At 58.9% G+C, this 13,977-nt stretch carries 11 protein-coding genes; 3 read left to right on the top strand and 8 right to left on the bottom strand.

All coding sequences use genetic code 11. The features are described from left to right. Window positions 1-125: 125 nt before the first annotated feature. The 3 genes from rpoD to rpsU all read right to left on the bottom strand — a co-directional run bounded on the left by rpoD (window position 126) and on the right by rpsU (window position 4,702). Window positions 126-1,973: an RNA polymerase sigma factor RpoD gene (rpoD, locus tag ACOYXI_RS16655; RefSeq protein ID WP_027610709.1), complete on the bottom strand. Its 1,848-nt coding sequence runs from the start codon at window positions 1,971-1,973 to the stop codon at window positions 126-128. Window positions 1,974-2,040: 67 nt separating this feature from the next. Next, window positions 2,041-4,005 carry a DNA primase gene (dnaG, locus tag ACOYXI_RS16650; RefSeq protein WP_135296688.1) on the bottom strand — a complete coding sequence of 655 codons (1,965 nt, stop codon included), beginning with the start codon at window positions 4,003-4,005 and terminating at the stop codon, window positions 2,041-2,043. Window positions 4,006-4,486: 481 nt separating this feature from the next. Then, window positions 4,487-4,702 carry a 30S ribosomal protein S21 gene (rpsU, locus tag ACOYXI_RS16645; RefSeq protein ID WP_002551877.1) on the bottom strand — a complete coding sequence of 72 codons (216 nt, stop codon included), beginning with the start codon at window positions 4,700-4,702 and terminating at the stop codon, window positions 4,487-4,489. A gap of 199 nt (window positions 4,703-4,901) precedes the next feature. Here rpsU and tsaD point away from each other — a divergent pair, with 199 nt between their 5' ends. After that, the gene (gene tsaD, locus ACOYXI_RS16640) at window positions 4,902-5,927 is read left to right on the top strand and encodes a tRNA (adenosine(37)-N6)-threonylcarbamoyltransferase complex transferase subunit TsaD (protein ID WP_139055805.1); all 1,026 of its coding nucleotides are present in this window, start codon (window positions 4,902-4,904) and stop codon (window positions 5,925-5,927) included. A 35-nt stretch (window positions 5,928-5,962) separates the two neighbouring features. Here the strand turns inward: tsaD and plsY are convergent, their stop codons facing one another. Further along, on the bottom strand, window positions 5,963-6,532 hold the full coding sequence (plsY, locus tag ACOYXI_RS16635) for a glycerol-3-phosphate 1-O-acyltransferase PlsY (RefSeq protein ID WP_027610711.1): 570 nt from the start codon (window positions 6,530-6,532) through the stop codon (window positions 5,963-5,965). Between the two features lie 74 nt (window positions 6,533-6,606). Here plsY and folB point away from each other — a divergent pair, with 74 nt between their 5' ends. Together folB and folK are read left to right on the top strand one after the other, a co-directional pair. Further along, complete coding sequence (gene folB, locus ACOYXI_RS16630) at window positions 6,607-6,963, top strand: dihydroneopterin aldolase (RefSeq protein ID WP_003228857.1); 357 nt, start codon at window positions 6,607-6,609, stop codon at window positions 6,961-6,963. Beyond that, window positions 6,954-7,472: a 2-amino-4-hydroxy-6-hydroxymethyldihydropteridine diphosphokinase gene (gene folK / locus ACOYXI_RS16625; protein WP_097089125.1), complete on the top strand. Its 519-nt coding sequence runs from the start codon at window positions 6,954-6,956 to the stop codon at window positions 7,470-7,472. The genes folB and folK overlap by 10 nt, the downstream gene beginning before the upstream one ends. A gap of 80 nt (window positions 7,473-7,552) precedes the next feature. On the opposite strand, the gene ACOYXI_RS16620 is transcribed toward folK, so the two are convergent. The 4 genes from ACOYXI_RS16620 to ACOYXI_RS16605 all read right to left on the bottom strand — a co-directional run bounded on the left by ACOYXI_RS16620 (window position 7,553) and on the right by ACOYXI_RS16605 (window position 13,708). After that, window positions 7,553-8,782, bottom strand: a complete 1,230-nt coding sequence (locus ACOYXI_RS16620; protein ID WP_461675063.1) for a multifunctional CCA addition/repair protein — start codon at window positions 8,780-8,782, stop codon at window positions 7,553-7,555. Between the two features lie 65 nt (window positions 8,783-8,847). Next, a complete protein-coding gene (locus tag ACOYXI_RS16615) occupies window positions 8,848-10,410 on the bottom strand; it encodes a SpoVR family protein (RefSeq protein ID WP_027610714.1) in 1,563 nt (520 codons plus the stop codon). After that, window positions 10,407-11,678: a YeaH/YhbH family protein gene (locus tag ACOYXI_RS16610; RefSeq protein ID WP_003228849.1), complete on the bottom strand. Its 1,272-nt coding sequence runs from the start codon at window positions 11,676-11,678 to the stop codon at window positions 10,407-10,409. The genes ACOYXI_RS16615 and ACOYXI_RS16610 overlap by 4 nt, the downstream gene beginning before the upstream one ends. Before the next feature lie 107 nt (window positions 11,679-11,785). Further along, window positions 11,786-13,708, bottom strand: a complete 1,923-nt coding sequence (locus ACOYXI_RS16605) for a PrkA family serine protein kinase (protein ID WP_003228848.1) — start codon at window positions 13,706-13,708, stop codon at window positions 11,786-11,788. Window positions 13,709-13,977: the final 269 nt, after the last annotated feature.

Here is a 13,977-nt window from a genome sequence, read left to right as displayed (position 1 = left end):
ACCGTCTCGTTATGGCACGGGATTCATTGTTTCGAGTGTAGACGGGGTATGCCGGGGAGGGGCGGTGCGAGGGATTTAATCTGCCGCATAAACAAAACCCCCGGCCTGGGCCGGGGGGTCTGGTATCACTCGTCGAGGAAGGAGCGCAGATGCTCGCTTCGCGTCGGGTGGCGCAGCTTGCGCAGCGCCTTGGCTTCGATCTGACGGATCCGCTCACGCGTTACGTCAAACTGTTTGCCCACTTCTTCGAGCGTGTGGTCGGTGTTCATGTCGATACCGAAGCGCATGCGCAGGACCTTGGCTTCACGGGCAGTGAGGCCGGACAGCACTTCGCGGGTCGCTTCTTTCAGGCTTTCAACGGTTGCAACATCGATTGGCGACTGCATGGTCGAGTCTTCGATGAAGTCACCCAGATGAGAGTCTTCGTCATCACCGATCGGGGTTTCCATGGAGATCGGCTCTTTAGCGATCTTCAATACCTTGCGGATCTTGTCCTCAGGCATTTCCATGCGTTCGCCCAGCTCTTCCGGGGTCGGTTCGCGACCCATTTCCTGCAGCATCTGGCGGGAAATGCGGTTGAGCTTGTTGATCGTCTCGATCATGTGCACCGGAATACGGATGGTGCGGGCCTGGTCGGCGATCGAGCGAGTGATCGCCTGACGGATCCACCAGGTGGCATAAGTCGAGAACTTGTAACCACGACGGTATTCGAACTTGTCCACCGCTTTCATCAGACCGATGTTGCCTTCCTGGATCAGATCGAGGAATTGCAGGCCGCGGTTGGTGTACTTCTTGGCGATCGAGATCACCAGACGCAAGTTGGCTTCAACCATCTCTTTCTTCGCGCGGCGGGCCTTGGCCTCACCGATCGACATGCGACGGTTGATGTCCTTGATTTCGGCGATGGTCAGGCCGGTCTCGGTTTCCAGCGCGATCAGTTTCTGCTGGCAACGGATGATGTCCGGCTGTACGCGACCAATGGCTTCGGCGTATTTGCTCTTGCCTTTGGCCAGGGCGTCGGACCAGCTTTCGTCGACTTCATTGCCCGGGAACTGACGCAGGAAATCGGCGCGAGGCATACGTGCATCACGTACACACAGCTGCATGATCGCGCGCTCTTGCTGACGCAGACGATCCAGGGCACTGCGAACACGCTCGACCAGGGCTTCGAATTGCTTCGGCACCAGTTTGATCGGCATGAACAGCTCGGCCAGGGCCAGCAACTCGGCAATCGCTGCCTTGTTGTGACGACCGTGCTTTTTCAGGGCCTTGCGGGTGATTTCCATCTGATCGGACACAGCGCCAAAACGCTGGGCCGCGATGACCGGATCCGGACCGCTTTCGGCTTCTTCTTCGTCATCCGAAGATTCGGCGTCATCGTCGTCGGTATCGTCGTCAGCCTTGGCGGCTTTCGCGTCGATCGGCGGCGGCACTTCGGCGGCCGGCGGCGCAATGCCGTCGTCCGGGTCGATGTAACCGCTCAGAACGTCGGACAGGCGACCACCCTCGGTGGTGACGCGAGTGTACTCGGAGAGAATGTGGTCAACCGTGCCAGGGAAGTGCGCGATCGCGCTCATCACTTCACGGATGCCTTCTTCGATACGTTTGGCGATTTCGATTTCGCCTTCACGAGTCAGAAGCTCGACCGTACCCATTTCACGCATGTACATGCGCACCGGGTCAGTGGTGCGACCGATATCGGTCTCCACCGCTGCCAACGCAGCGGCTGCTTCTTCCGCAGCGGCCTCGTCGGTATCGGCGTCGGCCAACATAAGGGCGTCCGCATCCGGAGCACTCTCGTGTACGGGGATCCCCATGTCGTTAATCATGCGGATGATGTCTTCCACCTGCTCCGGATCTGAAATATCCTCGGGCAGGTGGTCGTTGACCTCGGCGTAAGTCAGATACTTCTGCTCACGACCCAGTTTGATCAACTCAATAATACGAGACTGCTGTTGCGCTTTTCCGGACATAACACCCTATCCACTGAAGGTCTTGGCGGGCAAAAAACAAGCCGAGGATTATACCTGAGCTATGACCTCACGCGCCAGTTGAGGTCGGGTTTGATGCGGAAACATTGCGACTTAAAAGGTCGCGCAGTTGATTTTTCTCTTCGGCGCTCAGTTCGCTTTGACGCGCTTTCCTGAGCAACTGTTCCAGATTTCGCTCGCGTTGGCGGGCTGACAAGCTAGTAATGGTGTCGAAAAACTGTTGTTCAAGGTTTTCTCCGTCAATCAGCCACTCCTTTTCCGCCAGCGCTTTCAACAAGCGACCCTGTTCAGTGCCGTGCCATCGCGCGATCAACTGAAATGAGTTTAGCTTGGGATTCTTCTGTACGGCTTCGAGCAGCGCCACAAGCAACTGTGCGTTGGTCTGATTTTCGTCCGCAATGTGCCCGGCGTCCTCGACGCGCTCGGCCAGTTGCGGGTGATGCAGCAATGTTCGCAGCGCGGTCAGGGTCGGTGATTCGACGCCAATCGGCGTGCGCGGGCGTTGTTGATCGCGATCGCCGCCACGCTTGCCGTTCTTGTCCCAGGGTTTCTTGTCCCATTTCTTGCCGCCGGCGCCGGGTTTCTTCGGCGTCCACTCCTGCTGCGGCACATACATGTCTTGTGCCTGCGGCTGATGGTAGTCGCTGTAATCCGGCATTGCGTCGTAATCGATGCCCGGATCGTAGGCGGGCGGCGCTTCCTGCGGCGCGCTTTGCGCCAGCTGGCTGACGGTTTCGCTGCTCAGACCGGTAATTTCGCTCAAGCGCTGGCGCATCAGGATGCGCAGGTTGGCGCCCGGCACTTTGTCGATCAGCGGCGCGGCGAGGGTGGCCATATGGGCCTTGCCTTCGAGCGAGCGCGGATCGGCTTCCTCGGTCAGTTGCTGGAAGAAATAATCGGCCAGCGGTTGCGCATGTTGGTTGATGCGGGCCTTGAAGGCATCAGTGCCTTCGGCGCGAACCAGGGTGTCCGGGTCTTCGCCTTCGGGCAAAAACAGAAAGCGCGCGCGGCGCCCGTCCTGCAGGCACGGCAATGTTGCTTCCAGTGCGCGCCATGCGGCGTTGCGGCCGGCCTGGTCACCGTCGAAGCAGAACAAAACGTTCGGCACTACCCGAAACAGACGCTTGAGGTGTTCTTCGCTGGTTGCAGTGCCCAGGGTCGCGACGGCATTGCGCAAACCTTGCTGGGCGAGGGCGATGACGTCCATGTAACCCTCGACGACGATGATTTCGTCGAGGTTGCGGTTGTTCTTGCGTGCTTCATAGAGGCCGTAGAGTTCCTGGCCTTTATGAAAGACCGGGGTTTCCGGCGAGTTCAGGTATTTCGGCTTGTCGTCGCCGAGTACCCGGCCACCGAAAGCGATGATGCGGCCGCGGGTATCGCGGATCGGGAACATCACGCGATCGCGGAAGCGGTCATAGCGTTTGCCGGTTTCGGCGTTCTCGATCAGCAGTCCGGCGTCGATCATGGCCTTCTGCTGCAAAGTGTCGCTGCTCAAATGTTTGAACAGGTTGTCCCAGCCCGGCGGCGCGAAGCCGAGACCGAAGTCCCGGGCGATCTCGCCGGTCAGTCCGCGGCCCTTGAGATAATCCACCGCAGCCTTGCGCGCCGGATGACTCTTGAGCGCCTGGCGGTAGAAATCGGCGGCGGCGGTGAGCAGCGGGTACAGCGGCGAATCGGTTGGCTGCCGCGGTTTGTGCGGGCGGCCACTTTCTTCGCGGGGGATTTCCATGCCGGCGGCTTTGGCCAGGTCCTCAACCGCCTGGGGAAAATCCAGGTTGTCGTGGTCCATGAGAAAGCCGAGGGCGTTGCCACCGGCGCCGCAACCGAAGCAGTAATAGAACTGCTTGTCCGGGCTGACGCTGAACGATGGGGTTTTCTCTTTATGGAACGGGCAGCAGGCGGTGTAGTTCTTGCCGGCCTTTTTCAGTTGCACACGCGAGCTGACCACGTCGACGATGTCGGTGCGGTTCAGGAGGTCGTCAATAAAGCTCTGGGGAATCAGCCCGGCCATGGCGTTCTCGTCTGCGCTGTAATGAGTCCGATGCGAAGGGCGGCCGGACGCAGGTCTTGAGTGAGGCGCACAAAATGGGCGGCTCGACCGGGTTCGGTTGCGTGATCGCTGTCGGGAAGTGTATCTGCCGAAAAACCACTGACGTTAGTACTCATCAGTTTTCGACTATTTGAAAGTGTTGCGCTGAATCCGCTGACGGCCGATAAATGGCCTCGGATAGCTCAATAAAGCGGGCACGCATGCAGGTGCCTTGGGCTGATCGTCGTAAGAGGAATCAGTGGGTGTGCTCGTCAGTAGCCTTGAAAGGCTCGTCAGAAAAGACGTGCACCGCTGGCAAAAGAGCCAGGTCTGACGCGTGAAGCAGATTTGTCTCGGTCGCGTGTGCGGCTTCGACGGTGAAGCATCAAGCGTTTTACGCAAATGCCATTAGCCCGGCTGAGGGCCGGGCTTAGGCAAGAAGCTTGCTACGATCGTCTGTGTATTAGTACAGACGAACGGCGCGGCGCTGTTCGCGCTGAACTTTCTTGGCGTGACGCTTAACAGCGGCTGCTGCTTTGCGCTTACGCTCAGAAGTTGGCTTCTCGTAAAATTCGCGGCTACGAACTTCAGCCAGTACACCGGCTTTTTCGCAGGAGCGCTTGAAACGACGCAGAGCTACGTCGAAGGGTTCGTTCTCTTTAACTTTGACGGCTGGCATCCAGAGCTACCTTCATTCATTACCGGGGTCAACATCCTCGCGGCAAAAGAGCACTTGAAGACGTCGGTTTTTAAGGGTTGCGGATGTTAACCCCTCATCGCTCGGAATGCAAAGCCTCTGATCGAAAACCGCTAGTCGGGGCATCGCATGGCGACTATTATGCGCGCCTTCGAATTCAGCCTAAACAAGGCGCAAACCCATGCTAGTACTGGGATTAGAAACCTCCTGCGACGAAACCGGCGTCGCATTATACGACAGTGAACGCGGCCTGCTGGCCGACGCGCTGTTCAGCCAGATCGACCTGCACCGCGTCTATGGCGGCGTGGTGCCGGAGCTGGCCTCGCGTGACCATGTCAAACGCATGCTGCCCTTGATTCGTCAGGTGTTGGCCGAGGCTGACTGCGTGCCGACCGAGATTGATGCGATCGCCTACACCGCGGGCCCGGGCCTGGTCGGGGCGTTGCTGGTGGGTGCCTCGTGCGCTCAGGCGCTGGCGTTTGCCTGGGGCATTCCCGCACTCGGTGTGCACCATATGGAAGGCCACTTGCTGGCGCCTATGCTGGAGCCAAAACCGCCGGAATTCCCGTTCGTCGCTTTGTTGGTTTCCGGGGGGCATACGCAGCTGGTTCAAGTCGATGGCATTGGCCAATACAGCCTGCTCGGCGAGACCCTCGACGATGCCGCCGGCGAAGCGTTCGACAAAACAGCGAAAATGATGGGCCTCAATTATCCGGGCGGGCCGGAAATCGCCAAGCTGGCCGAGAAGGGCGTCGCAGGACGTTTCACCTTCCCGCGTCCGATGTGTGATCGCCCGGGCCTGGATTTCAGCTTCAGCGGCTTGAAGACCTTTGCCCTCAACACCTGGCAGCAATGCGTCAACGCCGGGGACGACAGCGAGCAAGCCCGTTGCGACATCGCGCTGGCGTTCCAGCAGGCCGTGGTGGAGACTTTGACCATCAAGTGCAAGCGCGCCCTGAAACACGCGGGCATGAAGCGTCTGGTGATCGCTGGCGGCGTCAGCGCCAACAAGGCCTTGCGCGCTTCGCTGGAAAAGATGCTCGGCGACATGCAGGGCGATGTGTTCTACGCCCGCCCGGAGTTCTGCACCGACAATGGCGCGATGATCGCGTTTGCCGGTTGTCAGCGTTTGCAGGCCGGTCAGCAGGAAAGTCTGGCGATCAGCGTGCAGGCGCGCTGGCCGATGGAGCAGTTGTCGGCACTGTGATTGGCGGTGCGATTGGCGGTGTGGCTGAGCGGTATTTAAAAATGCCGTTCGCGCCCGGCAAACAGGTCGCGTAGATTGCCGCGGTGGCGCCAGACGATGAGCAATGTCAACGCGCTCATCGGCAGCAGCGCTTCCGGTTCTTGCCACGCGAGTAAGGGCAAGGTCAGGGGCGTGGCGATCAGCGCCGCCAGCGAGCTGGTACGGGTCAGGTAGAACGTCAGCAGCCAGGCGCACACCGCCAGCAGCGCGGCGGGTGGATACAGGCCCAGCAGCATGCCGGCAGCCGTGGCGACGCCTTTGCCGCCGCGAAAACGGAAATACAGCGGGAACAGGTGACCGATAACGGCGCACACGCCGATCCAGGCCTGATCCTGCAACGAAAGGCCAGCGGCCGCTGCGATCAGCACCGGTACCAGGCCTTTGCACAGATCACCGAGCAGGGTCAGGATCGCCAGTTTGCGACCGACCAGGCGCAGCATGTTGGTGGCGCCGGCATTACCCGAGCCACTCATTCGCGGATCCGGGTTTCCGGTCAGGCGGCTGAGCAAAATGGCGAAGGACAGAGAGCCGAGCAGGTAGGCGAGAGTCGCCAGTAACCAAAACATGCTAACTATTCCGGGCGAGGACGCCCTGATTCTAACGGCGCATTGCGCCCTTGTCGTGCAGCGGAGAAAAGTGCTTGGACAGAGTGTTTATCGAGGGCCTGGAAGTCGACACCGTGATCGGTGCTTACGACTGGGAGCGGGGCATTCGACAGTGCCTGCGTCTTGATCTGAGCTTCGCCTGGGACAATCGCCCGGCCGCCGCGGGTGACGACCTGACCCTGGCGCTCGATTACGCCAGCGTTTCCACGCGTATCCAGGCCTTTGCCGAGCAATCCCAGTATCAACTGGTCGAGACCTTTGCCGAGCGTCTGGTGGAAGTATTGATGGCCGAGTTCAAGATCACCTGGGTTCGCCTCAAGCTGACCAAACCGGGCGCAGTGCCGGCGGCCAAGGGTGGCGTGGGTGTGGAGATCGAGCGCGGATGTCGCTGACTCAGGTGTACCTCGGGCTCGGTAGCAATATCGAGCGCGAAACCCATTTGCGCGCCGGGCTCGACGCTTTGGCGACGTTTCTGGTGGATATCCGCTGTTCGGCGGTGTTCGAGAGTCAGCCGGTGGGGATCAAGAGCGGGCCTTTCTTCAACTTCGTGGTCTCGGCGTTTACCGATCTGCCCTTGATGGAGCTGGATCGGCGCCTGAAATTCATCGAAGCCGATAACGGTCGCTATGCGCCGGATCGCAAGGGGCTGCCGCTGGATATCGACGTGCTGTTATACGGCGATCTGACCGGTAACTTCGACGGCTTGATTCTGCCGCGTGCCGAAATCCTGAAAAACGCCTTTGTGCTGTGGCCGCTGTCGCTGATTGCGCCGGATCGGGTGCATCCAGGTGTGGGGAAAAGCTTCGCGACGTTGTGGGCCGAGGCGCAGATTGATCAGGTGTTGGCGCCGGTGGCCTTTGAGTGGCGTGGGCAGCAACTGACGTCTTCGGATTTACGTTGAATTAACGGCCGCTTTCGCGAGCAAGCCCACACATTTGGAATGCATTCCCCTTGTGGGAGCGGGCTTGCTCGCGAAGCTTTTCAGGCTGACGCCTTGTCTTTGTAGGCTTTTAGCGCCTTCAGTCGTTCTCGCTTCAGCGCTTCGCCCAGTTCCGGGCCTTTGAATCCCTTCTCCAGCAACGGCTGCACCGCGACTTCCCGCGCAGCCTGGGCAGCGCCGCGTAAATAGTCGGCCTGTGGATAACTTCTCTGCTCCAGCCCTTTACGGCCTCGGGCGTCCATTTCGCATGCGCCGATAAACTCTTCAAACCGCTGCGGTCGTCGATACACATCAAAGCTCTGCAACAGCTCCAGCAATGTTGAGGCCTTCAATTCCAGCGCCCGGTGACAGTGGGTGTGGTACTTGCCGACAAGCAAGGCCAACTCCTGACAATCCTTCGGTGCCTTGAAGCGTTCGTTGACCGCTTTGATCAGCTTCAACCCAGTGTGTTCATGGGCGATATGTCGTGGCCACTCTTCTTCCGGCGTCAGGCCTTTGCCGAGGTCATGCAGCAGACAAGCCCAGCGTACCGTCAGCGGTTGTTCGTGCAGCGCTGATTGCTCCAGAACGCTGAGAGTGTGCAGGCCGGTGTCGATTTCCGGGTGATGCACTTCCGGTTGTGGCACGCCAAACAGCGCGTCGACTTCCGGCATCAGTTCTTTCAGTGCGCCGCAATCGCGCAGCACCTGGATGAATACCTGCGGCTGATCTTCCATCAGTGCGCGGGAGATTTCTTTCCAGCTGCGTTCGGCGGTCAGCGCCTGCAGTTCGCCGGACTCGCTGAGCTGGCGCATCAGTTCCAGTGTTTCTGGTGCGACAGTGAAGCCAAGACTGGCATAACGGGCAGCAAAGCGCGCAACGCGCAGCACGCGGAGCGGATCTTCGGCGAATGCGGGGGAAACGTGGCGCAGGATGCGCGCTTCGAGATCGCGCTGGCCATGATACGGATCGGTCAGGTTTTGCTGGTCGTCCTCGGCGATCGCGTTGATCGTCAGATCACGGCGGATCAGGTCTTCTTCGAGGGTGACTTCGGGGCTGGCGTGAAAGGTGAAGCCGCCATAACCGCGACCGCTTTTGCGTTCGGTGCGGGCGAGGGCGTATTCCTCGCCGGTCTTGGGGTGAAGGAATACCGGAAAATCCGCTCCAACCGGGCGATAGCCCTTGGCGAGCATCTCGTCTGCCGTGGCGCCGACCACCACCCAATCAATATCGGTTACCGGTAAGCCGAGCAAGCGATCGCGCACCGCACCGCCAACCTTGAAAATCTGCATAAAAAAACCTCCGTTAGCCCGACAGGATAACCCTTGCGCCGGACTTTCGGAGGTCAGAGCCGCATCTAAAGATGAATCACGGCCAGGTCGAGCCGACCGTAATCGCCTTCGCTGTGTTCACTTCGCGGTGGTACATGGTGGGTTTTCATGATCTGGTCACCCTGCAGGGTTTCCAGATGAATATCGAAGCCCCACAAGCGGTGCAGATGTTTCAGTACCTCGTCGGTGGAGTCGCCTAAGGGTTTGCGGTCATGTTGCTGGTGACGCAGGGTCAGCGAGCGGTCGCCGCGGCGGTCGATGCTGTAGATCTGCACGTTCGGTTCGCGGTTGCCGAGGTTGTACTGCGCGGCCAGGGTTTCGCGGATGATCCGGTAACCGGTTTCGTCGTGGATCGCCGGCACCAGCAAATCGTCCTTCTGGTCGTCATCGAGGATGCTGAAGAGCTTCAGGTCGCGGATCACTTTCGGTGACAGGTACTGGAGGATGAAGCTCTCATCCTTGAAACTGCTCATGGCGAATTTGATGCTCGACAGCCAGTCGGAACCGGCGATGTCCGGAAACCAGCGCCGGTCTTCCTCGGTCGGGTTTTCGCACATGCGGCGGATGTCGCGATACATCGCAAAACCCAATGCGTAGGGGTTGATCCCGTTGTAGTAAGGGCTGTCGAAGCCTGGCTGGAACACCACGCTGGTGTGCGAGGTGAGGAATTCCATCATGAACCCGTCAGTCACCAGGCCCTCGTCGTAAAGGTCGTTCATCAGGGTGTAGTGCCAGAACGTGGCCCAGCCCTCGTTCATCACCTGCGTCTGACGCTGTGGATAAAAATACTGGGCGATCTTGCGCACGATCCGCACGATCTCCCGTTGCCACGGCTCCAGCAACGGCGCGTGCTTCTCGATGAAATACAGGATGTTTTCCTGCGGCTCGGCCGGGAACCGGGCGTTGTCCTTGTCGCTGTACTTGTCCGCGCCTTTGGGGATGGTGCGCCACAGATCGTTGATCTGCTTCTGCAGGTGCTCTTCGCGATCCTTCTGCCGCCGGCGTTCTTCCTCGGCGGAAATCGGATACGGACGCTTGTAGCGATCGACCCCGTAATTCATCAGCGCATGGCAGGAGTCGAGCAGGTCCTCCACCGCATCGATACCGTGGCGCTCCTCGCATTGCATGATGTACTGCTTGGCGAACACCAGGTAATCGATGATCGAACTGGCATCGGTCCAGGTGCGGAACAGGTAATTGCCCTTGAAGAAACTGTTATGGCCATAGCACGCGTGTGCCACCACCAGCGCCTGCATGCAGATGGTGTTTTCTTCCATCAGATAGGCAATGCACGGATCCGAGTTGATCACGATCTCGTAGGCCAGCCCCATCTGGCCGCGGCTGTAGGATTTCTCGGTGCTGAGGAAGTGTTTGCCGTAGGACCAGTGGTGATAGCCCAGTGGCATGCCGACCGAGGCATAGGCGTCCATCATCTGTTCGGCGGTGATCACTTCGATCTGGTTGGGATAGGTGTCCAGGGCATAGCCGGCCGCAATCCGGGCGATTTCGCGGTCGTAGGCCTGGATCAGCTCGAACGTCCATTCGGAGCCGGTGGAAATGGGTTGGCGTTTCTGCTCTTTGGCGGTCATGTCACTAACCTGCGCTGGAAGAGTTCACGGAAGACCGGATAGATATCCCCGGCCGAGACCAGTTGCTGCTGGGCAAACGTGTCGGAAAAGGCTTCGGCGATGCGTTCGTATTCGTACCAGAGGGCCTGGTGTTCGCGCGGGGTGATCTCCACATAAGTGTAGTACTGCACAAACGGCATGATCTGATTGATCAGGATGTCGCGGCAGATCGGCGAGTCATCGTTCCAGTTGTCGCCGTCGGAAGCCTGCGCGGCGTAGATGTTCCATTCGTTGCTCGGGTAGCGCTCGGCCATGATCTCCTGCATCAGCTTCAGGGCGCTGGAGACGATGGTGCCGCCGGTTTCCCGCGAGTAGAAGAACTCTTCCTCGTCCACTTCCCGGGCGCTGGTGTGATGGCGGATGAACACTACGTCGATCTTGTCGTAGTTCCGCTTGAGGAACAGGTACAACAGGATGAAAAAACGTTTTGCGATGTCCTTGGTCGCCTGGGTCATCGAGCCGGACACGTCCATCAGGCAGAACATCACCGCTTTCGAGCTGGGGTTGGGTTGCTTGATCAGCAGGTTGTATTTCAAGTCGAAAGTATCGAGGAACGGCACGCGGTGAATGCGCGCGCTGAGTTTCTCGATTTCCGCTTCGAGTTCCTGAATATCGCCGAAGTTGTCCGGCTCTTCGCGCTTTAATCGCGCCAGTTCCTCTTTGGCCTCGCGCAGTTTGGCACGGCTGCTGCCGGACAGCGCAATGCGCCGGGCGTGGGCCGAGCGCAGGGTGCGGATGATATTGATCCGCGACGGGTTGCCTTCGTTACTGATCCCCGCGCGCACGGTCTTGAAGGTGTCGGTACCACTGAGGTTGCGCTTGACCAGATTCGGCAGTTCAAGGTCCTCGAACATGAACTCGAGGAATTCTTCCTGGGTGATCTGGAAAACGAATTCGTCCATGCCCTCGCCGGAATTGCCAGCCTTGCCGGGACCGCGTCCACCGCCGCCCCCCGGAGGCCTGGCGATGTGTTCGCCGGCAGTGAATTCCTTGTTGCCGGGATGAACCACGGTCTGCTTGCCGCCGCGACCGTGGTGAAGCACCGGTTCGTCGATATCGCGACCGGGAATGCTGATCTGTTCGCCGTGTTCCATGTCAGTGATGGAACGGCGGCTGACCGCCTCTTCGACAGCCTTCTTGATGTGATCACGGTAACGCCGCAGGAAGCGCTGGCGGTTCACCGTGCTCTTGTTCTTGCCATTGAGACGTCGGTCGATCACATAGCTCATACGTGGCCCTCCGGGCAGCTTCAAGTTGTGAGCTGCGAGCCGCAAGTAGAAGCACAGCGTTCACATGCTTTTTTCTTGCAGCTCGTAGCTTGACGCTTGTAGCTGTTTTACTGCGATTTCCGGACCCGTAGGTACCATTCGGACAGAAGTCTTACCTGTTTGTCGGTGTAGCCGCGTTCGACCATTCGAGTAACGAAGTCGTTGTGTTTCTGTTGATCCTCTTTGCTCGCCTTGGCATTGAAGCTGATGACTGGCAGGAGGTCTTCGGTGTTCGAGAACATTTTCTTCTCGATGACCACCCGCAGTTTCTCGTAGCTGAGCCAGGTCGGGTTCTTGCCGTTATTGTTGGCCCGAGCGCGCAATACGAAGTTGACGATCTCGTTGCGGAAATCCTTCGGATTGCTGATGCCCGCCGGTTTCTCGATTTTCTCCAGCTCTTCGTTCAGGGCGACACGGTTGAGAATCTCGCCGGTCTCCGGATCGCGGTATTCCTGATCCTGGATCCAGAAGTCCGCATACAGCACGTAGCGGTCGAAGATGTTCTGCCCGTATTCGCTGTAAGACTCCAGATAAGCGGTCTGGATCTCCTTGCCGATGAACTCGATATAACGCGGCGCCAGGTATTCCTTGAGGTAGCGCAGATAGCGTTCGCGGGTCTCGGCCTGGAACTGTTCCTGCTCGATCTGTTGTTCCAGCACATACAACAGGTGCACCGGGTTGGCGGCGATTTCATGCGGATCGAAGTTGAACACCTTGGACAGAATCTTGAACGCGAAACGGGTCGAGAGACCGTTCATGCCTTCGTCGACGCCCGCCGAATCGCGGTATTCCTGGATCGACTTGGCCTTTGGATCGGTGTCCTTGAGGTTTTCCCCGTCATAGACGCGCATCTTCGAATAGATGTTGGAGTTTTCCGGCTCCTTGAGGCGCGACAGCACGGTGAACTGCGCCAGCATCTTCAGAGTGTCGGGGGCGCAGTGGGCCTTGGCCAGCGAACTGTTGAACAGCAATTTGTCGTAAATCTTCACCTCGTCGCTGACCCGTAGGCAGTACGGCACTTTGACGATGTAGATCCGGTCGATGAACGCTTCGTTGTTCTTGTTGTTGCGGAAGGTGTGCCACTCCGATTCGTTGGAGTGCGCGAGCAGGATCCCGGTGAACGGAATCGCCCCCAGCCCTTCGGTACTGTTGTAGTTGCCTTCCTGCGTGGCGGTCAGCAATGGGTGCAGCACCTTGATCGGTGCCTTGAACATTTCGACGAATTCCATCAGGCCCTGGTTGGCCCGGCACAGCGCACCGGAGTAGCTGTAGGCGTCGGCGTCGTTCTGTGGGTATTCCTCGAGTTTGCGGATGTCGACCTTACCGACCAGCGCCGAGATGTCCTGGTTGTTTTCGTCGCCCGGTTCGGTCTTGGCCACGGCGATCTGGTTGAGGATCGACGGATACAGTTTGACCACACGGAACTGGCTGATGTCGCCACCGAATTCGGCCAGGCGTTTGGTCGCCCACGGCGACATGATGGTGTTCAGGTAGCGCCGCGGGATGCCGAAATCTTCCTCGAGGATCGCGCCATCTTCGGTGGCGTTGAACAGACCCAGAGGCGATTCGAATACCGGCGAGCCCTTGATCGCGTAGAAGGGCACTTTTTCCATCAACTGTTTCAGCTTCTCGGCCAGGGACGATTTACCGCCACCGACGGGGCCGAGCAGGTATAGGATCTGTTTCTTCTCTTCCAGGCCTTGGGCGGCATGGCGGAAATACGAGACGATCTGGTCGATGCATTCTTCCATCCCGTGGAAGTCTTCAAAGGCCGGATAGCGACGAATCACCTTGTTGGAGAAGATCCGCGACAGCCGCGAGTTGGTCGACGTGTCGAGCAGCTCGGGTTCGCCGATGGCCATCAATAGACGCTCGGCGGCGGAAACGTAAGCGCTGCGGTCCTTTTTGCACAGCTCCAGGTACTCCTGCAGCGAGAGTTCTTCCTGGCGTGTGGACTCGAAGCGTTGTTGGAAGTGGCTAAAGATACTCATGACGTCACCTCGCTCGATACGTGGAGCCGACGCCGGATCACTCAGTCGATGCTGGCAAGCAGCCGTGGTGGCCGCTTGTTTACCCCCCAGAACACTTTCGCGGTCGACAACCTTGAAAGTCACTCCCGATGACCCGTGCGCCGGTGTACCGGCTCTCCCCTGTTTTGGATGGCCTGGGCTTAAGGATAGTTGGGAATTCGAGAGGTAAAGGCGAGATACGTAATTAGTTGTGGCAGACCGTTCGTCTGCCGCGCGCAGGCCCACGGCAG

The sequence above is a fragment of the Pseudomonas sp. G3-19 genome, from assembly GCF_054855875.1.
Note: the sequence above shows the minus strand (reverse complement) of the source record. Positions and strands in the feature narration are given on the sequence as shown.